We start from the raw sequence: 20,925 nt of genomic DNA on the forward strand, positions 1-20,925 counted from the left end.
TTTGATACCGAGGTATCTAATTGGATTATCATCAACGAGTGCCCACACAGATTGATAGGTCTATATTGTTAAAGAGCAACTCTTCTTTGTGATTGACATCACTTCGGAAGAGGCGGCCATTCTAGCGAGATAATTTATTGTGTCAAACACTTTCTTCAAATTATTTCGTTTTTCTTTTCAGCCTTATCAACTTCGCTTAACCCCTTGTGAGACCTTGCCCTGTCGACGAGGAAGCATTATAGAGATCGCGCTCACATTGGCAAGTGTTATTTTTCAAAAATTGCAAAAACAATGGTTAAACGATGAGTTTTCGATCAAACCTTTATTTATTCAGCTTTACCCCAAACTCTCACACAACTTATCCACAGAATTGTTCTTTGAGACGTGTTTTTCAAGTACCATAAATAAAGAAAGCTGCTTTATTGCAGCTATCTTTATTAAACTTAACCTAAACTCTATTTAAAGAGCATTATGGCTATATGCCAGACCCATCTTGTTCAGAGCCATCATCTTCGTGTAGGCCACATTCTCGCTTTAAGCCAAAGAATCGAGTTTCTTCCTCTGACATTCCCGGCTCCCATTTACGAGTAGTATGTGTATCACCAACTGAAAGGTAACCTTCATCCCACAATGGGTGGTATTTAAGGCCGTGTTGTTCTAAGTAGTAATGAACGTCTTTATTAGTCCAATCAATTACTGGTAGAAATTTAAACACACCGTTCTGAATTGATAGAATCGGTAAACCTGCACGAGATTTACTTTGCTCTCGACGCAGTCCAGAGAACCACGTTCCAACATTAAGCTCTTTTAACGCTCGACGCATCGGCTCAACTTTATTGAGCTTGTTGTATTTTTCAATTCCCTCTACGCCTTGCTCCCATAATTTTCCATATCGAGCTTCTTGCCAATTCGCACTTTCCTTGGCTCGATAAACTTTTAAATTTAGGTTGAGAGCATCTGTCAGCTCATCGATAAATCGGTACGTCTCAGCAAACAGGTAACCAGTATCGGTTAGAATGACGGGGATGTCCGCTTTGGCGCGAGTAACTAAATGAAGCATAACCGCGGCTTGAATACCAAAACTAGAAGAAACCGCGAACTCGCCTTCTAGATTATCTAAAGCCCACGCTACTCTCTCTTGTGCTGAAAGCTTTTCGAGCTCGACATTAATTTGAGCAAGACGGAGGATTTGCTCCGTCTTTGTTAATGTCAGTAACTCTGTGAGCTCCAGCTTGGATGCTACAGAATCAAGCATGAAAGTCCCTCTTTGATACGAGCACTTCTTGGATAATGCCAGCACGAATAGTGAAATCGCCAAAGGCTTCGCCTTCTTCACGCTCTTTCGACCATCGAGCCACCAGCAGATCAATCTCTTCTAAGATTTGCTTATCCGTGATGTTCTCTTTATACATTTTTGGTACTCGAGTACCAGCACGGTTACCACCTAGGTGCAAGTTGTAACGACCCGGCGCTTTGCCAACTAGACCAATTTCAGCCAACATTGCGCGACCACAACCATTTGGACACCCAGTTACACGCAAAATGATGTTGTCATTTTCTGGTAGGTTGTGCTTCTCCAGAATCCCCTCAACATCAGTAACAAACTGAGGAAGGAAACGTTCAGCTTCTGCCATCGCTAGCGGACAAGTTGGAAAAGCAACACAAGCCATTGAGTTCTTACGCTGTTCACTTACGCCGTCGTCCATTAAGCCATGTTCACGAGCGATCTTTTCAATCTTCGCTTTTTCGTTTTTAGGTACACCCGCAACAATTAGGTTTTGGTTTGCTGTCATGCGGAAATCGCCTTTGTGGATTTTGGCAATTTCAGCAACACCCGTCTTAAGTGGTTTACCTGGAAAGTCTAATAAGCGACCATTTTCGATGAAAAGCGCTAAATGATATTTACCATCAATTCCTTCTACCCAGCCAATACGGTCACCACGTTCTGTGAATTCATATGGACGGCTTTGCTCAAACTTAACACCAGCACGTTTCTCGACTTCCGCTTTAAAGACATCGCTACCTACACGATCCAATGTGTATTTGGTTTTTGCGTTCTTACGGTTTGAACGGTTACCCCAGTCGCGCTGAGTTGTTACTACAGCTGCGGCAACATCAAGTGTCTTGTCCAGCGGAATAAAGCCAAAGTCGTCAGCGCGGCGCGGATAAGTTGATGTATCGCCATGCGTCATCGCTAAGCCGCCGCCGACCAGGACGTTAAAACCAACCAGCTTGCCGTTATCTGCAATCGCTACGAAGTTGAGATCGTTAGCGTGTACATCTACGTCATTTTGCGGTGGGATAACCACTGTGGTTTTAAACTTACGTGGTAAGTAGTTCTTGCCTAGAATCGGTTCGTCTTCTTCTGTGCTTTCTACTTTTTCACCGTCTAGCCAAATCTCTGCATAAGCGCGCGTCTTTGGTAATAGATGCTCACTGATCTTCTTCGCCCATTCGTAAGCTTCTTGGTGTAACTCTGACTCCACTGGGTTAGTGGTACACAACACGTTACGGTTTACATCACCCGCGGTTGCAATCGAATCAATGCCAATACTGTTGAGCGTTTGATGCATCAACTTAATATTCGGTTTTAATACCCCATGAAACTGGAACGTTTGGCGAGTCGTCAGACGAATACTTCCATATAAAGAGTGCTCCGTTGCGAACTTGTCGATCGCTAACCATTGCGTTGGAGTGATGATGCCTCCAGGCATACGAGCACGAAGCATCACATTATGTAATGGTTCCAGTTTTTGCTTTGTGCGTTCATTACGGATATCACGATCGTCTTGTTGATACATACCGTGGAAACGAATTAACTGGAAGTTGTCGGCAGTAAAGCCACCTGTAATACGGTCCTGTAAATCTTGCTCAATAGTGCCACGTAATAAGTTGCTTTCTCGCTTCAGGCGCTCGTTATCAGATAGCGGCCCTAACTCTTCACCTAATACAACCTGCTTATTATTGTCCGTAGAAAAAGTCATTAGTAAACATCCCTCTGATAACGTTTCGCTTTACGTAGGTCATTAATAAATTGTTCTGCATCGTCACGCGGCATCTTGCCTTCTTGTTCAGCAACGATAACCAATGCGTCGTGCACATCTTTTGCCATACGCGTTGCATCACCGCAGACATAGATATAAGCGCCTTCTTGGATCCACTGCCACACTTGAGCTGCGTTTTCTAAGATGCGATGTTGTACGTAAACCTTTTCAACTTGGTCACGACTAAAGGCAACATCCAATCGGCTTAGTACTCCTGACTTGAGATACTTTTGCCATTCCACTTGGTACAAGAAGTCTTGAGTGAACGTGCGATCACCAAAGAACAACCAGTTTTTGCCTTCAGCATCGCGGTTTTCACGTTCCTGAATAAAGCTACGGAATGGTGCGATCCCTGTGCCAGGACCAACCATGATAATTGGAGTACTATCATCTTCCGGCAGTTTAAAGTTGTTGTTATGCTCAACAAATACTTTAACTTCATCTCCCTCTTCGAGACGCTGAGCTAAGAAACTAGACGCACCACCATATCGTTTTTCGTCGTTTTGTTCGTACTCAACCAAAGCAACCGTTAGGTGTACTTCTTCATCGACATCTTCTTGGCTTGATGCAATAGAGTAAAGGCGTGGAGTAAGACGACGAAGCAAACCAATCAACTCATCTGCGGTTAACTTGGTTTTCTTTTCTGCCAGTACATCAACGATTTGAGTATTTGCAGAGTACTCGCGAAGCTTATCTTTATCTTCAACTAACTTTTGTAGCTTCTTGCTACCGGATAACTCGGCAAACTTTGTGATGAGCTGCGGGTTAGATGTTGTGATTTCATATTTACTCACGAGAGCACTGTGGATTGACAAGCTTTCACCATCAACGTCAACAGTCTCAACCCCAGACAAACCGACCTTACCAAGAATGGCATTTGCAAGTTCCGAGCTATTTTCAAACCACACACCTAGTGCATCACCTGGCTGATACGTTAAGCCCGAGCCTTCTAAGTCGATTTCTATATGACGAACGTCTTTTCCAGAGTCACGGCCCGTGATTTTTTGACTGGTCAGTAACGTCGCAGTGTACGGATTTTGTTTATTGTAAGGAGAGTGCGCAGTCGCAGCTTGACCCACAGGAAGTTGAACCACATCCGCTTCAGAGCCAGAAGAAAGTGTATCTTTTACCTTGTCTAACGCATTCTTACGCCATTCAGTTGCGGGGGCTTCATAATCCACATCGCAATCAAGACGCTCGATAAATGGAGTCGCGCCTAGCTTTGATAGGTAAGTGTCGAAGTCTTTACCGGTCTGACAGAAGAACTCGTAGCTAGAATCTCCCAATGCAATAACACCATATTGCAGGTTTGGCAGCTTAGGAGCCTTCTTCGATTGCAAAAACTCATGTAGCTCAATGGCATTGTCTGGCGCTTCGCCTTCGCCGTTAGTCGATGCCACAATAATGACATGCGTTTCTTTGGCTAAGTTTTTACCTTTGTAATCGCTTGCATCAAAAAGTTCGACTGCAATTCCTTCTGCTTTTGCTTCCTGTTCCAGAGCTTCAGCAACACCTTTAGCATTGCCCGTTTGGGAAGCAAAAATAATACTCAACTTACCTGCTGGCTTCGCTGATATGGCTGCCGTTGCTTGTGCAATTGGCGTTACCGCTGTGTTTGGTTGATTTTGAGCTAATCCCCAAAAATACCCACTGACCCAAGCAAGTTGCTGTGAAGACAACTCAGAGACAGTTTGTTGGAGTGAGCTAATTTGTTGGTCATTCAGAGGGCTTGTGATTGGAGGATTTCCTCCTTGCCCATTATTATCTTCAGACACATTCTTGTGAGAATACTCATTCTTTTGAAAAGACATTATCACGACATCCCTATTCATTGCGTGACGATAGAGTACCCACTCTCCTTAATAACAAGAAAGAATAGAAGTGAATGTTTTATAACTTTTTGGAAGTAAGAACGGCTTACTTTTTGCTCATCGATCTTCAATGCGGACTTGTTGAAAGCCTACTGCCATTGCCGATTTTGACGCAGTATCCAAATCTTCATAAAGACATTCTTCGCCGTGACTGTCCGTTAGAAAAACAAAACCACCGCGCGCATGTCTGAACTCTACAACCCAACCACCCTCTTGGATTGCAGGCTCAATAATCGCTTCGATAAGCTGATTTTCACGGAATAGATGTCTTAGTTCATTTATTGTCATCGCTATCCCTGCTTTAACTTTCACATTGCTCCTAGGTAAGCATGGTCTAAGTCAGCCAAATAGGGAGAAATTTCGATTAGATATAATGAAGTGATATAAAAAAACGCCGCTTATAAAGCGACGTTTTAAGTAAATCGAATATCTAACATGGCTGAATTTAGAACGCGTATTCCGCACTCACAAAGAAGCCGTTAGCAAAAATAAACTCTTTCCCTAGATCCGACATGAATTTATCGGACTCTAAATCAATCACACGGTAACCTCCACGAAAAGCCAGTCGAGCTTTTTCGAGCGGTACATTGTATTGAACACCTGCCATGAAATCGGTGCTTTTGATACCTTTGTTGTCACCAAAGTTTATCTCACCAATCACATCAAAGTTTGTATCCGGAACTTGAATTTCTGCGTAACCATACCAAGCCCAAATCAGCTCATCAAATTCTTCTACACGCCTGCTTGAGCCAGCATCAATGTATTTAGTGTCACTTAAATTACTGAACGTGAGACCCGCATCAAAGTGCAATAAATCATGCTCTAGAACGTGGTAATACAAGGTTAAATCGAGCTTATCGAACCCCATGTAATCCGCATCAACACTTGAGTAACGAAGGCGCGCATTAGGGACATATTTAACATCATGTTCAATCGCCGCGTAAAAAGTGCCTGCGGTACTGCTATCTCGTCTCACTTCATTAACTTTAGTGTCGGCAGCCCATACCTCTGCGCCGACTTTTGTCGATACAGAGTACTCTGCAAAAACAGGAAAAGATACTGCCAACGATAATGCCGTTAAAGCGATGTTCGCTTTATTTGTCATGTAGTATTTACTCCGAGATAGCTGATATTCACGTAGAGGACGTGAGAGGAAATATACCATATTCTCACGCCTCTCCATCAACTAAATGATGTTACTCATTATTTATAGCGGGGCTGAGCGACGTAATTCTTGAAGAACCAAATACCCAATGCAATCACGATTAACCATGGTAATAGTTTAAGTACCGCTCCAACCATTCCCAGTAAAAACATCACAACTAACGCAATACCAGTTGCTGCGAATACGGTCATCATTGTGATACCCGTAACCAACAAGGTCGCCGCAAAGACTAAAATAAAGATTAGCTCCAACATAATCACTTCTCCATTTGTTTTCAATAAACAGAGCAGTTTCCATACCAACTTACAGAAACGAAGTTAAGATTATGATTTTTAATAAAAAAACAAAGCCAGAGGCATTTCTGCACTCTGGCTTTATCATTCTTTAGTTGGTAATTTTAGCCATTCACTGGCGAATTTTACACATTCAATTCTTTTGGAATCTTAGCTAGCGCGTCTTGCAATACTTCTAGACCAGAACCTGGTTTGTGCGCATTTTCACTGATATGACGACGCCATTGACGAGCACCGGGCATGCTTTGGAACAAACCTAACATGTGGCGGGTAATATGACCAAGGTACGCACCTTTCGCTAATTGCGCTTCAATGTATGGATACATCTCTTCAACAATTTCGCTGCGTTTCTTCACTGGAGCATTAGAGCCAAACAACTCTTGATCTACCGATGCCAGTAAATATGGGCTTTGGTATGCTTCACGACCAATCATCACACCGTCAAGATGCTGAAGATGTGCTTTTGCTTCTTCTAATGATTTCACGCCACCGTTAATCGCAATCGTTAGGTGTGAGAAGTCTTGCTTCAATTGGTAAGCGCGTGGGTAATCCAATGGTGGGATCTCGCGGTTTTCTTTTGGGCTTAGACCACTTAACCATGCTTTACGTGCGTGGATAGTGAACTGCTCACAGCCACCCTTTTCTGAAACAATAGAAACGAAATCCGTTAGGAACTCGTAGGAGTCTTGATCATCAATACCAATGCGAGTCTTGACTGTTACAGGGATATCGACCACGTCTTTCATTGCTGCGACACAATCCGCAACTAACTGCGGTTCAGCCATTAGGCAAGCACCAAATCGACCGTTTTGTACGCGGTCAGATGGACACCCCACATTTAGGTTAATCTCATCGTAGCCACGCTCTTGCGCTAGCTTGGCACACGTAGCCAAATCTGCTGGGTTTGAACCACCAAGTTGAAGGGCTAACGGATGCTCTTCTTCGTTATAAGCCAGGAAATCTCCTTTTCCATGAATGATCGCACCTGTCGTCACCATTTCAGTGTACAACAGGGTTTCTTTGGTCATTAAGCGATGGAAGTAGCGACAATGACGATCAGTCCAATCTAACATTGGTGCTACGGAGAGCCTGCAAGAATGAGTCATGATATAAACACCCGTTTTTATGTTGCCAAGGTCGAGCGCAGCAGTACGCTCAAAAAATAAGTCGGGTATTGTATACCCAAGCACCTCTGGGTGCTAGTTTCAGCGAGAATGATTTGGTTGGCTGACTAGCCAAGTGCTTAGGAATACGCAGAAGTAATACGAATCTGTCATTCGTTGATTCATTCTGTGATGATTATTCCGCCTTCACACCACCACCGACTTGCTTTAATTCATGATTTTCGTTCTGATAGTGGGTAAAATGAAGCATTTCTAAACGAACTTCGTATAGAAATGATTTATCATAGAGCACGTCCGATAGTTATGGTGAAAGGTTTGAACCCAACAATCATTGAACAAATTGAAAGTATCTGCGCAGAGCGTGGAGTACGACTGACTCCGCAACGCCGACGCGTATTTGAACTCATTTGTTCTAATCGCCGCGCCTCAAGTGCGTATGAGCTATTGGAGCAACTAAAAGAGAGTGAGCCTCAGGCTAAGCCGCCCACTGTTTATCGAGCATTAGATTTTCTCCTAGAGCAAGGCTTCATCCACCGAGTGGAATCGACAAATAGCTTTATTACTTGTTGTTCTTTCAATACTCAGCAGCACTTTTTCCAATTACTAATTTGCGATAAATGTGGTGATGTCGTTGAACTCGAAGATGAGACGCTGATATCCTTGTTAGCCGAAAACGCCGAGAAGCATGGATTCAAACTGACCAACCAAGTTATTGAAACTCATGGTGAATGCCAGGCCTGTTCCTCCGAGACGAAAGAAAAAGTATAGAAGAACGTTATGCGCGCTGAATTTGTAAACCCGTTTTTAGCTTCTTTAATGAACGTGCTAAAAACTATGGCTTCTCTTGAGCTGAAGCCACAAAAACCGCGAATCAAAAAAGATGAGATCGCACGAGGTGACGTTTCTGGTCTGATTGGTATGGTAGGCCCACAAACTCGTGGTTCAATGTCGATCACCTTTGATGAAGCACTCGCCCTAGAAATCATGCAGAACATGCTTGGTGAACGTCCAAATGGGCTCAATGAAGAAGTGACCGATATGGTGGGTGAGATCACCAACATGGTTACTGGTGGTGCGAAACGCATTCTGGCGGAAAGTGGTTTTGACTTTGATATGGCAACACCGGTTGTGGTTTCGGGCCGAGGTCATACGATTCGCCACAAGTGTGAAGGCTCAATTATTATCATGCCTTTCTCTTCCCAATGGGGAAATGCCTTTATCGAAATTTGCTTCGAATAAAAGAGAAAAAATAGGTTGGCACTGGCCAACCTATTTTGTTTTTGCCTCAGGCAATAAAAAGGTCAGCATTTGCTGACCTTTTCTTTATCTATTCAAACATTAAGCTTTGAACGCTTTAAATGCGTTGATTAGACCATTTGTTGAGCTGTCATGCGAGCTGATTTGAGACTCGTCTGCAAGCTCAGGTAGGATTTGGTTAGCCAGTTGTTTACCTAGCTCCACGCCCCACTGGTCAAAACTGAAGATATTCCAGATAACACCTTGTACGAAAATTTTGTGTTCGTACATTGCGATCAAGTTACCTAGCGTACGAGGCGTGATTTGCTTCACTAGAATAGAGTTTGTTGGACGGTTACCTTCAAACACTTTGAATGGCGCAATCGCTGCCACTTCTTCAGCATTCTTACCTACTTTCACCAACTCTTCTTTCACGGTTTCTTCATTTTTACCAAACGCTAGAGCTTCAGTTTGCGCGAAGAAGTTAGACATCAGTTTTTGGTGATGATCGCTAGCTGGGTTGTGGCTAATTGCAGGTGCAATGAAGTCACATGGGATAAGCTTAGTACCTTGGTGAATTAGCTGGTAGAACGCGTGCTGACCGTTGGTACCTGGTTCACCCCAAATGATTGGGCCAGTTTGGTAAGTTACAGCATTGCCGTCACGGTCAACGTATTTACCGTTTGATTCCATGTTACCTTGCTGGAAGTACGCCGCGAAACGGTGCATGTACTGATCGTAAGGCAGAATAGCTTCTGATTCCGCACCGTGGAAGTTGTTGTACCAAATACCGATAAGCGCAAGGATCACAGGGATGTTGCTTTCTAGATCTGTTGATACAAAGTGCTTGTCCATCTCGTGAGCGCCATCAAGCAGCTCAACGAAGTTGTCGAAACCTACTGCTAGTGCAATTGATAGACCGATCGCAGACCATAGTGAGTAACGGCCACCAACCCAGTCCCAGAATTCAAACATGTTCGCTGTATCGATACCAAATTCAGACACGGCTGTCGCGTTTGTTGAAAGCGCAGCAAAGTGCTTAGCCACATGAGCCTGATCACCCGCCGATTCTAGGAACCAATCACGAGCAGTGTGCGCGTTAGTCATGGTTTCTTGTGTTGTAAACGTCTTAGACGCGATCAAGAATAACGTCGTTTCTGGGTTAACTTTCTTCAACGTTTCAACGATGTGTGTACCATCAACGTTAGATACGAAGTGAAGGTTTAGATGATTTTTGTATGGCGCTAGAGCTTCCGTCACCATGTAAGGGCCAAGGTCAGAACCGCCGATACCGATGTTCACAATATCGGTAATTGCTTTGCCTGTGTAACCTTTCCATTCACCGCCGATAACGCGCTCAGTGAATGATTTCATTTTTTCTAGAACCGCGTTCACTGCTGGCATTACGTCTTCGCCATCTACCATAACTGGAGTATTAGCGCGGTTACGTAGTGCAGTGTGAAGAACAGCGCGACCTTCTGTTTGGTTGATCGCTTCACCACTGAACATCGCTTCAATTGCAGATTTCAGCTCGGTCTCTTTCGCAAGAGCAAACAGGTGCTTCAGAGTTTCCTCATTGATGAGGTTCTTTGAGTAATCGACTAGGATGTCTGAGCCGAAACGTGCAGAGTATTTGTCGAAACGCGCTGCGTCTTGAGCAAACAGCTCTTTAAGATCCATATCTTGTGCAGATTCGAAATGCGCCGTTAGCGCTTTCCAAGCTTGTGTTTGCGTTGGATTGATATTTTTCAACATGGTCTTTATCCCGATGTTACAGTAGGTTCCATTCCTTACAGTCTAGCGAAAACTGTGGAATCCCCGATTTAGCAAATAGAATATAAATTAGATGTTTGGGCAAATTGCCACAAAACAAGTCTTTGTAATTTTTTTTCAGGCGCCAATTATGACCGAGAGCTTTTACACTCACATTGAGTTAGGTCACGTTCCCTGCCCTGAAATTGAACATTCATTTACGATGACAAGAATCATATCATTTACTAATGACAGGCTCTAATTGGAATAGGATAGACGCCAATTTATAAATTTCCAAAGGAACACGTATGTGGGCACAAAAAACACTGCAATTAAAAGCGAGAAGCCGCGGTTTTCACCTGATAACTGATGAAATTGAACAACAATTACCACAAATAAACGAACTTTCAGTAGGTTTATTACACTTATTTATTCAGCACACCTCCGCCAGTTTGACCTTAAATGAGAATGCTGATCCAACCGTGCGTATGGACATGGAAGCGCACTTCAATAAGTTTGTGCCAGAGCGTGCTCCTTATTATCAGCACACCTATGAAGGTGACGACGACATGCCGGCACATATTAAAGCATCACTGCTTGGCAGTAGTGTGACGGTACCAATCCAAAATGGTCGATTAGCTTTAGGAACATGGCAAGGTATTTACTTGGGTGAGCATCGAGACTTTGGTGGCGGCCGCCGCGTTATTGCTACGATTAACGGTGAGTAGATAAAACAAAGGCTAACCTTGGGTTAGCCTTTCGTTGTTTATTTGGAGTATTCCATCTCGACGCGAGGCGTTAGCTTAGTCACGAGTTCATACGCAATCGTACCAATGTGACCCGCCACTTCTTCTACTGGGAGCTCTTTCCCCCAAAGAATCGCTTCGTCGCTGACTTTATCCGTTGCGTCTGGTCCCAAATCGACCGTCAGCATATCCATGGAAACTCGACCTGCAATAGGTACTTTACGGCCATTAACCCACACCGGCGTACCGTTTGGAGCACTTCTTGGGTAACCGTCGCCATACCCTACAGCGATGACCCCAACTTTTGTATCTCGCTCACTGGTCCAAATACCACCATAGCCAACACTTTCGCCCTTCTTCACTTCACGTACCGCAATAAGGTGGGATTTAAGTGTCATGACAGGCTGATACCCAAGATCTTGCGCCGTTTTGTCATCGAATGGCGACACACCATACATGATAATACCCGGACGAACCCAATCTAAATGGCTTTGAGGCCATGCCAATAACCCCGCAGATGCCGCCAGTGAACGTTCCCCTTGGCAACCAGAAGTCAACGATTTAAACAGCTCAATCTGTTGTGGGGTAATATCGCTATCCAGCTCATCTGCACAGCCAAAGTGGCTCATGTAACGCAACGGTTTCGCTACATTTGGACACTCCTTCAGCCGCGTTACAAACTCGTCATATTGTTCAGGACGAACCCCAAGGCGGTGCATGCCACTGTCAATCTTCAGCCACACGACAACCGGAGTTTCAAGGTCTGCTTGCTCCAAGGCGATAAGCTGCTCTTCACAGTGCACCACGGTTTGGATGTTGTTCGTCACAAGAACAGGTAAATCACCAGGAGAGTAAAAACCTTCTAGCAATAGAATCGGCTTTACTACTCCACAAGCGCGCAGTTGCAATGCTTCTTCAATGCGAGCCACGCCAAACGCATCCGCATGGTTAGCATGTTTTGCGACATGACGTAATCCGTGACCATAACCATTGGCCTTGACGACAGCCATCACTTTACTTTGTGGCGCTTGAGCTTTTACGCGCTGTAAGTTGTGCTGCAACGCAGACAAATCAATGCACGCCTTGGCCGCTTTCATATAGCTCATGGAATTACTCATCATCAATATCGAATGCAGGACCCGCGTAGTTGTCGAAACGCGAATGTTGACCTTGGAAAGTGAGGCGAACAGAGCCGATAGGACCGTTACGCTGTTTACCAATAATGATTTCGGCCGTACCTTTGTACGGACTATCTGGGTGATAAACCTCATCACGGTAGATGAACATGATCAAGTCGGCATCCTGCTCGATGGAACCGGATTCACGCAAGTCCGAGTTTACTGGTCGTTTATCCGCACGTTGCTCTAGGGAACGGTTTAGCTGCGACAGTGCCACAACAGGCACATTTAGCTCTTTTGCCAGCGCCTTAAGAGAGCGAGAGATCTCAGCAATCTCAAGAGTACGGTTATCGGTTAACGAAGGCACGCGCATCAACTGAAGGTAGTCGACCATGATCATAGATAGACCGCCATGTTCACGAGCGATACGGCGAGCGCGCGAACGCACTTCGGTCGGAGTTAGACCAGAGCTATCATCAATGTACATATTTTTCTTCTGCATCAGGATACCCATAGTAGAAGAAATACGCGCCCAATCTTCGTCATCTAGCTGACCCGTACGGATCTTGGTTTGGTCAACACGAGACAAAGAGGCCAACATACGCATCATCAACTGTTCAGCTGGCATCTCTAACGAGAAAATAAGTACGGGCTTTTCTTGTTGCATGGCCGCATTTTCACACAAGTTCATTGCAAAGGTCGTTTTACCCATCGATGGACGCGCTGCGACAATCACCAAATCAGAGCCTTGCAAACCTGCGGTTTTCTTATTGAGATCTGTGAAACCGGTATCGACCCCGGTAACACCATCTTGTGGCGTTTTATACAACAACTCGATACGTTCTAACGTCTTTTCGAGGATGTTGTCGACGTTTTGTGGTCCTTCGTTTTCACTAGTTCGAGACTCGGCGATAGCAAAAACTTTACTCTCCGCCATGTCTATTAAATCTTCAGAACTGCGACCTTGAGGGTCATAGCCCGCGTCCGCAATTTCATTCGCGACACCAATAAGGCCACGAACAATCGCGCGCTCAGCGACAATATCAGCATACGCATTGATGTTAGCTGCACTTGGCGTATTCTTCGCCAAGTCAGCAAGGTAAGCAAAACCGCCTACATCTTCTAACAACTCGTGACGCTCTAGATATTCCGATAAAGTAATAAGATCGAGAGGTTTACCCGCTTCAAGAATGGTTTTTACACCTTCAAAAATCAGGCGGTGTGGACGACTATAGAAATCACTGCTCACAACACGTTCGGCAACGGTGTCCCAACGTTCATTATCCAGTAAAAGACCACCAATTACTGATTGCTCGGCTTCTAGTGAGTGAGGTGGCACTTTGATTGCGTCGACCTGACTGTCTGAAGGTTTGCGATTTCTGTTTTCCGCCATGACTTTGCTCGATAACTACTATTGACCCACGATTATAACCTTAACCTAGCTGAGATGCTTCCCCGAAGCGACAATTACTTGTTAAGAAATCATCATGTGAACCATCCGGGTAATAGCCTGGTTCTTCCGCCTAGCTCTAATAAAAATTAACCTACCATTGACCCAACCAAATATCTGTATCAGTATCATGCCCCTCCTTTTTGATTACGTTCGAGGTTGATGTGTCCCGATACTGGTTACTTAGCTTTAGCCTACTGTGCGCTAGTGCATCGTATGCTGACGAATCAGTACAGCCAGAGCAAAATATTGATGTACCCGACCCACTAAAAACCGAGGTGGAGTTCGGCTATCAAGCTCACACAGGTAACACGGACTCTCGTTCCCTGAATGCTCGTTTGAGTGCTGAATATACGTCAGGTCGACACCGTTCTAATGGTGAATGGAAGTACTACAACTTGTACAAAGACGGTGAAGAAGACAAACGCTCATCCACCTATTCCCTGCAGAGTGACTACAAGTTAGGCCCTAAGACGTATTTGTATGGCAGCTTTAAAGGAGTGGATTCTCGCTACAGTGCTTATTTTAAAGACTATACGTTGTCAGGTGGTTTGGGTTACCAGTTCTCCTACACTGAGAACTTCATTTTAGAGGTAGAAGTAGGCCCTGGTTTTCGCTATCAAGAGCCAAACTTAGACGAAATAGATGATGACGATATTGTCTTTCCCGATATCGTTAGAGAAGGCATTTTTCGAGGAAATATCAACACAACTTGGCATGCGTTGGATAATTTAAGTTTCGCAGCTGATATTACGTTGGTAACAGGTAGAAGTAACACACGTACTGATAGTGAACTCAGTGTAACCAATGATATTACTGAAGATATCGCACTGAAACTGGCGCACTCTCGTCAGTATCACGATAAAGTGCCTGAAGGCTTAAGCAAAGCAGACAGCGTATTTTCCGTTAATTTACTTTTCGCTTTTTAACCCTTTTTCTCTCAGTTTTAGAAATAAAAAAAGCACCTCCGAGGAGGTGCTTTTTAGTATTTCGTCTTGATACTGAATTACTCAGCAGCAACAACTTGTAGGTTAACTGTCGCGAAAACTTCAGAGTGAAGTTGAACGCTGATCTCGAACTCACCAGTGTTACGTAGAGCACCTTCAGGAAGGCGAACTTCGCTCTTAGCAACTTCAACGCCTGCAGCTGTGATAGCGTCAGCGATGTCACGAGTACCGATAGAACCGAATAGTTTGCCTTCGTCACCAGCTTTAGAAGCGATAACTACCGCTTCTAGAGCGTTAACTTTCTCTGCGCGAGCTTCTGCAGCAGCTAGTTGCTCAGCAACTTTAGCTTCTAGTTCAGCACGACGAGCTTCAAACATTTCAACGTTAGCTTTAGTTGCCATAACTGCTTTACCTTGTGGGATAAGGAAGTTACGAGCGTAGCCAGATTTAACGTTTGCAGTATCGCCAAGACCACCTAGGTTACCAATTTTATCAAGTAGAATAACTTGCATTGCTTAATCCTCTTTCTTAATAAAATGAACCGATTACTGATGCTTGTCAGTGTACGGTAGTAGAGCTAGGTAGCGTGAACGCTTGATAGCACGTGCTAGTTGACGCTGGTACTTAGCGCTTGTACCAGTGATACGGCTAGGTACGATTTTACCAGCTTCAGTGATGTAGTTTTTAAGAGTTGCTACGTCTTTGTAATCAATCTCTTGTACGCCTTCTGCAGTGAAACGGCAGAATTTACGACGACGGAAGAAACGAGCCATGGGCTATCTCCTGATCTTAAATTTGAGTAATGTTGTCGGCGTGTAACACTAATTTTCCCACGCCATTTCGGCCGGTTTGATAAGTGACAAAACCACTTACCTTAATGTTACTGCCTTGAACTAAATTCTGAGTTAGTGCTTGTGACCCAAGCCCGCTGACGACTACCGGCATACGACAATAAACTTGTCGAGGTAAGTCAGCTTCGATAATAGTAGAGCGATGCTCCAGCCAAAACCGACAGTGTTCAATGCCACCAGGGCTTTTACTACGAATGGGCGGTTTGGCAATGGTGCCGCTCAGCTCCATTCGATTGGCCATAAGAAAACTTACTCAGCAGCTTCTGACTTAGCTTCAGGCTTAGCTTCAGAACGCTCTTCACGACGTGGAGCACGCTCTTCTTTTTGCTTAAGCATGATAGATTGCTCAGTGATCGCTGCTTTAGTACGCATGATCATGTTACGTAGAACTGCATCGTTGAAACGGAAAGCAGTTTCTAGCTCATCAATTACAGCTTGGTCAGCTTCAACGTTCATAAGAACGTAGTGAGCTTTGTGAAGCTTGTTGATTGGGTAAGCCAGTTGACGACGGCCCCAGTCTTCTAGACGGTGGATTTTACCGCCAGCTTCAGTGATTGAACCAGTGTAACGCTCGATCATGCCAGCAACTTGCTCGCTTTGATCTGGGTGCACCATGAATACGATTTCGTAATGACGCATTGGTTGCTCCTTACGGATTATTCAGCTTCCACAAATGGCTCAGTCGTCCAGAGGAAGCAAGGAACTAAAGATAATTGACTGAGTTTAAGGAGCACGAATAGTACAGAAAGGGCGTAAAATAGGCAAGTGATTATTTGCTCAGCGCAGCGGATATTTAATTTCTTCTAATACTAGAAAACACAAAGGCTGCCAACAAGCTGGCAGCCTTTAAAATCAGCGTGTTATTGCGCTGGCTTATCGGTGCTTATTTAACTTCAGCCAGTTCAGCGCGCATTTGATCGATCACTTGTTTGTAATCTGGCTCACCGAAAATCGCCGAGCCTGCAACAAACATGTCTGCGCCCGCTTCTGCAATTTCACGAATGTTGTCAACCTTCACACCGCCATCGATTTCTAAGCGGATATCACGGCCAGACTCGTCAATCATCTTACGAACGGCACGCAGTTTATCTAGTGTATGAGGAATGAATGATTGACCACCAAAACCAGGGTTTACCGACATCAGTAGAATCATGTCGACTTTATCCATAATAAACTCAAGACTTGCAAGTGGCGTTGCTGGGTTTAGTACCACACCAGCCTGACAGCCGTGCTCTTTAATTAACTGCAGTGTACGGTCTACATGATCAGAAGCTTCTACATGGAACGTAATCATTGACGCACCCGCTTTTGCGAAATCAGGAATAATACGGTCAACGGGTTTCACCATTAGGTGAACATCGATTGGCGCTGTGATGCCATAATCGCGTAGTGCTTTACACACAGGCGCACCAAAAGTCAGGTTTGGTACATAGTGGTTATCCATAACGTCGAAATGCACCACATCCGCACCCGCTGCGAGTACTTTTTCTACATCTTCACCGAGACGAGCAAAATCTGCCGATAAAATGGATGGAGCAATAAGAAAATCTTTCATACCTGACCTCAGTAGTAATGAGCAAACAATCTGCGCGCAATTCTACCGAAGCCAGTGGGGAGATCCACTATTTAGATATAATAGTGTGAGAATTAAGAGCTTGATTTATCCATGTCTGGGGCATGAAAAAGCGCAAGTAGCTCATCAACTTTATTACGACCGTTACCATTACGGCTAATGGTACGCTTTACTTTTACCACATTAAGATCCGCACCGTGATACAACCGACGTGTCAAGGTAGTGTCGTGGTTAGAAATCAACACAGGAATGCCACGTTCAGTCGCTGTTCTTTCAGCAATGTCGGCTAATGCAGCTTGGTCGTCCAACGTGAAACCATTACCTGCGTATGAGGTGAAATTTGCCGTATTTGAAAGCGGCGCATAAGGTGGATCGCAATACACGACGCTCCCTTTGCGCGCACGACGAAATGTTTCAGAATAACCTTCACAAACGAACGTAGCTTTTTTGGCTTTTTCTGCAAAAAACTCCAATTCCGCCTCAGGGAAATACGGCTTTTTGTAAGAGCCAAACGGTACATTGAAGCCACCTTTTTTGTTGTAACGGCATAGGCCATTAAAACCAAAGCGGTTCATGTACAAAAACGCTAAAGAGCGGTACATCACGTCATCGGTTTTATTAAATTCAGCGCGAATGTGTAGGTAGGCTTCTTTGCGGTTGTTCTCAGCGACAAACCAACGCTTCGCTTCAGAGATATACTCTTCAGGGCGTTCTTTCAGCAGGTTGTACAGATTGATCAAATCTGGATTGATATCTGCAAGTAGATAATGGTCATAATCGGTATTCAGAAACACTGAGCCCGCACCAACAAAAGGTTCAACTAGCTTTCGAGCCGGCGGCAAATGACGTTGGATGTCTTCAACCAGTCCGTATTTTCCTCCTGCCCATTTAAGAAAGGCTCGTTGCTTTTTCATCTACTGCTCTATCTATCGACCAAAAATTAAGGCTGCGGAATGTAACATATTTTTCAGGGAAGCTCAGGTTTATTTCACTCGTTCAATTTCACGGTGAACCTGACGGAGTGATTTTGCCCAAGGACTCACCGACTTAACCGAATCTGGCAAGCTTGCGACGGCATCACGAGCCATTTGAATTGTCGGATAATCTTGATATGTGATGATATACCACTCGGTGTCATTACGAACGGTAGGATAAATTCGCACTTGATTATTCAGTTTATGCTCATTGAGAAAGGATTGTACATCTTCCATTGAGGTCATAGCTGCGAGTTGTAAAGTATAAGCTCTTGGCGATAGCGCTTTTAGTTCTTCACGAGCAAATGAAAACTTCACAACAGGTTGGTTTGCCTCACCCTCTTCTGACTGAGCAGGTGCTTGCGCCATATCTTGATTCGGTTTTACGACTTTAATCAAAGGAGAGCTAGTTTCATCGGCGGTTTCTGTTTTCTCAGTACCTACGACGTCATCAATCGCTTTTGTGTCTGCTGAATCAGTTTTACCTTCAAGCAATGCATCGACCACATTCGACTCAATCACCACTCTTTGTTGATTGTCATCACTGCCTACGCTCGCTACTTCTTCTGTCACTGCTGGCGGTAATGAATCAGAATCATCAATCGCACCAGACTTATCAAGGCTGCTAGAGCCATCGGTTACAGGTTGCAGTGAAGACTGCGCTGCACTGACTCCTGACTCTTCAAAAGTTGGAATAACCGTTTGCTCTAAACTGCCAGCAATTTGCTGCGCTTTATCATCAGGACTTGGTTGACTAAGCATCCACCAATAGCCACCAGCAGCAAGCAACAGTAAGACTAATACCACCAACACAATATTCAGGGGTGAACCGACAATCGAGCGGATAATGATCCTTTTTTCCACTTTCATCTCTCCTAACGCCATGATGTCACCCGGTACTGGGTCGACTTTTTTAAATGCATCTCGAACCCGTTTCTCAGACTCATCATCGACGTAGCGCGCAACAAGTGACTCAAAGAAACGACGAGCTTCCACTTCGGACAACATATCAATATCAAGCTCAACAGGCTTTATCTCTTGTCCATAACTGAGACGTGCTAGCAAACCTTCTAAACGTCCAGACTGTGTAAACAGTAAGACATTGATGGTCCAATTTGGCTTATGGTGCGCCTCTAAGACCAGCATCCAAAGCTCAGAGATAAGTGTCTCACTCAATAAATGCGCATCATCGACAACAATTGCAATGTCACACGGCTCATCACCTAAAAGCCTTTCAAGGCTATCAAGTAAAGGCTCTTGCTGATTAAACAATGCGTCTGAAACCAGTTGACTCAAAATAAGGACGCGATGCTGCACATCGTCTTGATTAGAATGACAAAGTAACAAACATTGATTCTTGTTACTGGCACCCACTTCAAGGTATCGCTGCGCTAACCAAGATTTCCCGTACCCATCATGACCATTAATCGCAATGAGATTGGAACCAAAGTTAGTCAGTAGACCTAATCTATCAAGCAACTCGATTTGAGAATCTAATTCCAGTACGTGAGCAACACTCATCTAATAACCTTAATACACTACAAGAATGACGCCCAAAGGCGCCATTACAAGGTTAAATATCGCGACCGAAGTCTATTGCCTGTTTGAGTACGTCTTGTGTCGTATCAGCAATTACCTCGGCAGTGCCAATGCCTGTAGGCAAAACCAATCGTAATTGACCAGAGAGGACTTTCTTATCTCGCATCATGTGCTTGATGAAGTCATCGAAATTCATACTGTCTGGAGTATGCACAGGCAGTTTTGCACGACGCAAAATCGCAACAATACGCTCAAATTGCTCTTCCGAGATCAGACCACGTAGATGCGACGTTTTGGCCGCCATAACAGTGCCGGAAGATACCGCTTCACCATGCAGCCAATTGCCATAGCCAAGTTCCGCTTCAATCGCATGACCAAAGGTGTGACCTAAGTTAAGCAAAGCACGGATGCCCGACTCTTTCTCATCCTGAGCCACCACTTCCGCTTTTATTTCACAGCAACGTGCGATCGCATAAGTTAGTGCTTCTTCATCCAACGCATACAAGCGCTCAAGATTGTCTTCTAACCATACAAAAAAATCTGCATCGTAAATAATGCCGTACTTAATGACTTCGGCGATACCCGCAGCGAACTCACGTTCAGGCAACGTCGACAGGCAGTTGGTATCAATGATCACGGCTTTAGGTTGGTAAAACGCACCTATCATGTTCTTACCCAACGGATGGTTCACCGCGGTTTTTCCACCAACCGAAGAGTCCACTTGGGATAGTAATGTGGTCGGTATTTGAACAAAGTCGACCCCACGCTGGTAACAGGCAGACGCAAAACCCACAAGGTCGCCAATAACACCACCACCTAACGCGATGATCACAACATCACGAGCATAACTCCCTTCCAGTAAGAAGTTCATTACTTGATTAAATACATCCAAGTTTTTGTACTGTTCACCGTCAGGCAATTCTAACAAGGATGCACTACAACCGAGCTGCTCGAGTTGCTTTAAAATTTTGTCTGCATACAAAGGCGCCACTGTGACATTACTGATCACAACAACTTTTTGTTTTGCATTTTTGTTTGAGAGAACTTGAGAGAGGTACGCCGGGTCCTCAAATAACCCGGCGCCAATAGAGATTGGGTAGCTACGCTCAGCTAGGTTGACCGTAATCCGTTCCATCGGTTTGCTCCAATTAAAAAAAAGATAAAGACTTATCTCTCTTCTAGCATTTTTACGATCTGGTTGGCTACCACTTTTGCACTTTGATCGTCAGTGCGAACAGTGTA

Annotated in this window: 22 protein-coding genes and 1 pseudogene; 4 read left to right on the plus strand and 19 right to left on the minus strand. The window is 44.5% G+C overall.

What is annotated here, in order from left to right; genetic code table 11:
• Positions 1-475 precede the first annotated feature (475 nt).
• The 7 genes from R7P67_RS21850 to dusA all read right to left on the minus strand — a co-directional run bounded on the left by R7P67_RS21850 (position 476) and on the right by dusA (position 7,479).
• Positions 476-1,255 carry a phosphoadenylyl-sulfate reductase gene (locus R7P67_RS21850; protein ID WP_005382748.1) on the minus strand — a complete coding sequence of 260 codons (780 nt, stop codon included), beginning with the start codon at positions 1,253-1,255 and terminating at the stop codon, positions 476-478.
• On the minus strand, positions 1,248-2,984 hold the full coding sequence (gene cysI, locus R7P67_RS21855) for an assimilatory sulfite reductase (NADPH) hemoprotein subunit (protein WP_005382750.1): 1,737 nt from the start codon (positions 2,982-2,984) through the stop codon (positions 1,248-1,250). Before cysI ends, R7P67_RS21850 begins: the two co-directional genes overlap by 8 nt.
• Positions 2,984-4,855: an assimilatory sulfite reductase (NADPH) flavoprotein subunit gene (locus tag R7P67_RS21860; RefSeq protein WP_262654180.1), complete on the minus strand. Its 1,872-nt coding sequence runs from the start codon at positions 4,853-4,855 to the stop codon at positions 2,984-2,986. Before R7P67_RS21860 ends, cysI begins: the two co-directional genes overlap by 1 nt.
• A gap of 117 nt (positions 4,856-4,972) precedes the next feature.
• Entirely contained in the window at positions 4,973-5,203 is a 231-nt protein-coding gene (locus R7P67_RS21865) for a hypothetical protein (protein ID WP_005381264.1), read from the minus strand.
• A gap of 157 nt (positions 5,204-5,360) precedes the next feature.
• Positions 5,361-6,020: a TIGR04219 family outer membrane beta-barrel protein gene (locus R7P67_RS21870; RefSeq protein ID WP_005381265.1), complete on the minus strand. Its 660-nt coding sequence runs from the start codon at positions 6,018-6,020 to the stop codon at positions 5,361-5,363.
• 98 nt (positions 6,021-6,118) lie between these two features.
• Positions 6,119-6,334: an envelope stress response protein PspG gene (gene pspG / locus R7P67_RS21875; protein WP_005381266.1), complete on the minus strand. Its 216-nt coding sequence runs from the start codon at positions 6,332-6,334 to the stop codon at positions 6,119-6,121.
• 164 nt (positions 6,335-6,498) lie between these two features.
• Positions 6,499-7,479 carry a tRNA dihydrouridine(20/20a) synthase DusA gene (gene dusA / locus R7P67_RS21880; protein ID WP_017821727.1) on the minus strand — a complete coding sequence of 327 codons (981 nt, stop codon included), beginning with the start codon at positions 7,477-7,479 and terminating at the stop codon, positions 6,499-6,501.
• Between the two features lie 321 nt (positions 7,480-7,800).
• On the opposite strand from dusA, the gene zur reads away from it, so the two are divergent.
• Together zur and R7P67_RS21890 are read left to right on the plus strand one after the other, a co-directional pair.
• Complete coding sequence (zur, locus tag R7P67_RS21885; RefSeq protein ID WP_005381268.1) at positions 7,801-8,265, plus strand: zinc uptake transcriptional repressor Zur; 465 nt, start codon at positions 7,801-7,803, stop codon at positions 8,263-8,265.
• Positions 8,266-8,274: 9 nt separating this feature from the next.
• The gene (locus R7P67_RS21890; RefSeq protein ID WP_005381269.1) at positions 8,275-8,736 is read left to right on the plus strand and encodes a chemotaxis protein CheX; all 462 of its coding nucleotides are present in this window, start codon (positions 8,275-8,277) and stop codon (positions 8,734-8,736) included.
• Between the two features lie 99 nt (positions 8,737-8,835).
• Here R7P67_RS21890 and pgi read toward each other — a convergent pair whose 3' ends face one another.
• Complete coding sequence (gene pgi, locus R7P67_RS21895; protein WP_005381270.1) at positions 8,836-10,488, minus strand: glucose-6-phosphate isomerase; 1,653 nt, start codon at positions 10,486-10,488, stop codon at positions 8,836-8,838.
• Between the two features lie 305 nt (positions 10,489-10,793).
• On the opposite strand from pgi, the gene R7P67_RS21900 reads away from it, so the two are divergent.
• Positions 10,794-11,213, plus strand: a complete 420-nt coding sequence (locus R7P67_RS21900; RefSeq protein ID WP_005381271.1) for a secondary thiamine-phosphate synthase enzyme YjbQ — start codon at positions 10,794-10,796, stop codon at positions 11,211-11,213.
• Between the two features lie 38 nt (positions 11,214-11,251).
• Here the strand turns inward: R7P67_RS21900 and alr are convergent, their stop codons facing one another.
• The gene (alr, locus tag R7P67_RS21905) at positions 11,252-12,328 is read right to left on the minus strand and encodes an alanine racemase (RefSeq protein WP_031777284.1); all 1,077 of its coding nucleotides are present in this window, start codon (positions 12,326-12,328) and stop codon (positions 11,252-11,254) included.
• 13 nt (positions 12,329-12,341) lie between these two features.
• Complete coding sequence (locus tag R7P67_RS21910; protein WP_005382759.1) at positions 12,342-13,742, minus strand: replicative DNA helicase; 1,401 nt, start codon at positions 13,740-13,742, stop codon at positions 12,342-12,344.
• Positions 13,743-13,963: 221 nt separating this feature from the next.
• Here R7P67_RS21910 and R7P67_RS21915 point away from each other — a divergent pair, with 221 nt between their 5' ends.
• Positions 13,964-14,728, plus strand: a complete 765-nt coding sequence (locus tag R7P67_RS21915) for a DUF481 domain-containing protein (RefSeq protein ID WP_005381276.1) — start codon at positions 13,964-13,966, stop codon at positions 14,726-14,728.
• Positions 14,729-14,805: 77 nt separating this feature from the next.
• Here R7P67_RS21915 and rplI read toward each other — a convergent pair whose 3' ends face one another.
• The 9 genes and pseudogenes from rplI to aroK form a co-directional block, all read right to left on the minus strand.
• A complete protein-coding gene (gene rplI, locus R7P67_RS21920) occupies positions 14,806-15,258 on the minus strand; it encodes a 50S ribosomal protein L9 (RefSeq protein ID WP_005382760.1) in 453 nt (150 codons plus the stop codon).
• 33 nt (positions 15,259-15,291) lie between these two features.
• Positions 15,292-15,519 (minus strand): 30S ribosomal protein S18, encoded by a 228-nt coding sequence (rpsR, locus tag R7P67_RS21925; protein WP_000090472.1) that lies wholly within the window; start codon positions 15,517-15,519, stop codon positions 15,292-15,294.
• A 16-nt stretch (positions 15,520-15,535) separates the two neighbouring features.
• Positions 15,536-15,838, minus strand: coding sequence for a primosomal replication protein N (priB, locus tag R7P67_RS21930; protein ID WP_005381298.1), 303 nt, complete (start codon positions 15,836-15,838; stop codon positions 15,536-15,538).
• Between the two features lie 8 nt (positions 15,839-15,846).
• Positions 15,847-16,236: a 30S ribosomal protein S6 gene (gene rpsF, locus R7P67_RS21935; protein WP_005381299.1), complete on the minus strand. Its 390-nt coding sequence runs from the start codon at positions 16,234-16,236 to the stop codon at positions 15,847-15,849.
• 244 nt (positions 16,237-16,480) lie between these two features.
• The gene (gene rpe / locus R7P67_RS21940) at positions 16,481-17,152 is read right to left on the minus strand and encodes a ribulose-phosphate 3-epimerase (protein ID WP_005381300.1); all 672 of its coding nucleotides are present in this window, start codon (positions 17,150-17,152) and stop codon (positions 16,481-16,483) included.
• Between the two features lie 92 nt (positions 17,153-17,244).
• Entirely contained in the window at positions 17,245-18,084 is an 840-nt protein-coding gene (locus tag R7P67_RS21945; RefSeq protein ID WP_258657749.1) for a Dam family site-specific DNA-(adenine-N6)-methyltransferase, read from the minus strand.
• A gap of 69 nt (positions 18,085-18,153) precedes the next feature.
• Positions 18,154-19,665 carry an SPOR domain-containing protein gene (locus R7P67_RS21950; RefSeq protein WP_258657747.1) on the minus strand — a complete coding sequence of 504 codons (1,512 nt, stop codon included), beginning with the start codon at positions 19,663-19,665 and terminating at the stop codon, positions 18,154-18,156.
• A gap of 52 nt (positions 19,666-19,717) precedes the next feature.
• Positions 19,718-20,818, minus strand: a complete 1,101-nt coding sequence (aroB, locus tag R7P67_RS21955; RefSeq protein ID WP_005382764.1) for a 3-dehydroquinate synthase — start codon at positions 20,816-20,818, stop codon at positions 19,718-19,720.
• A 32-nt stretch (positions 20,819-20,850) separates the two neighbouring features.
• Positions 20,851-20,925: pseudogene (aroK, locus tag R7P67_RS21960) on the minus strand (shikimate kinase AroK); the annotation flags it as partial.

This window comes from Vibrio sp. Vb0937 (assembly GCF_033338855.1).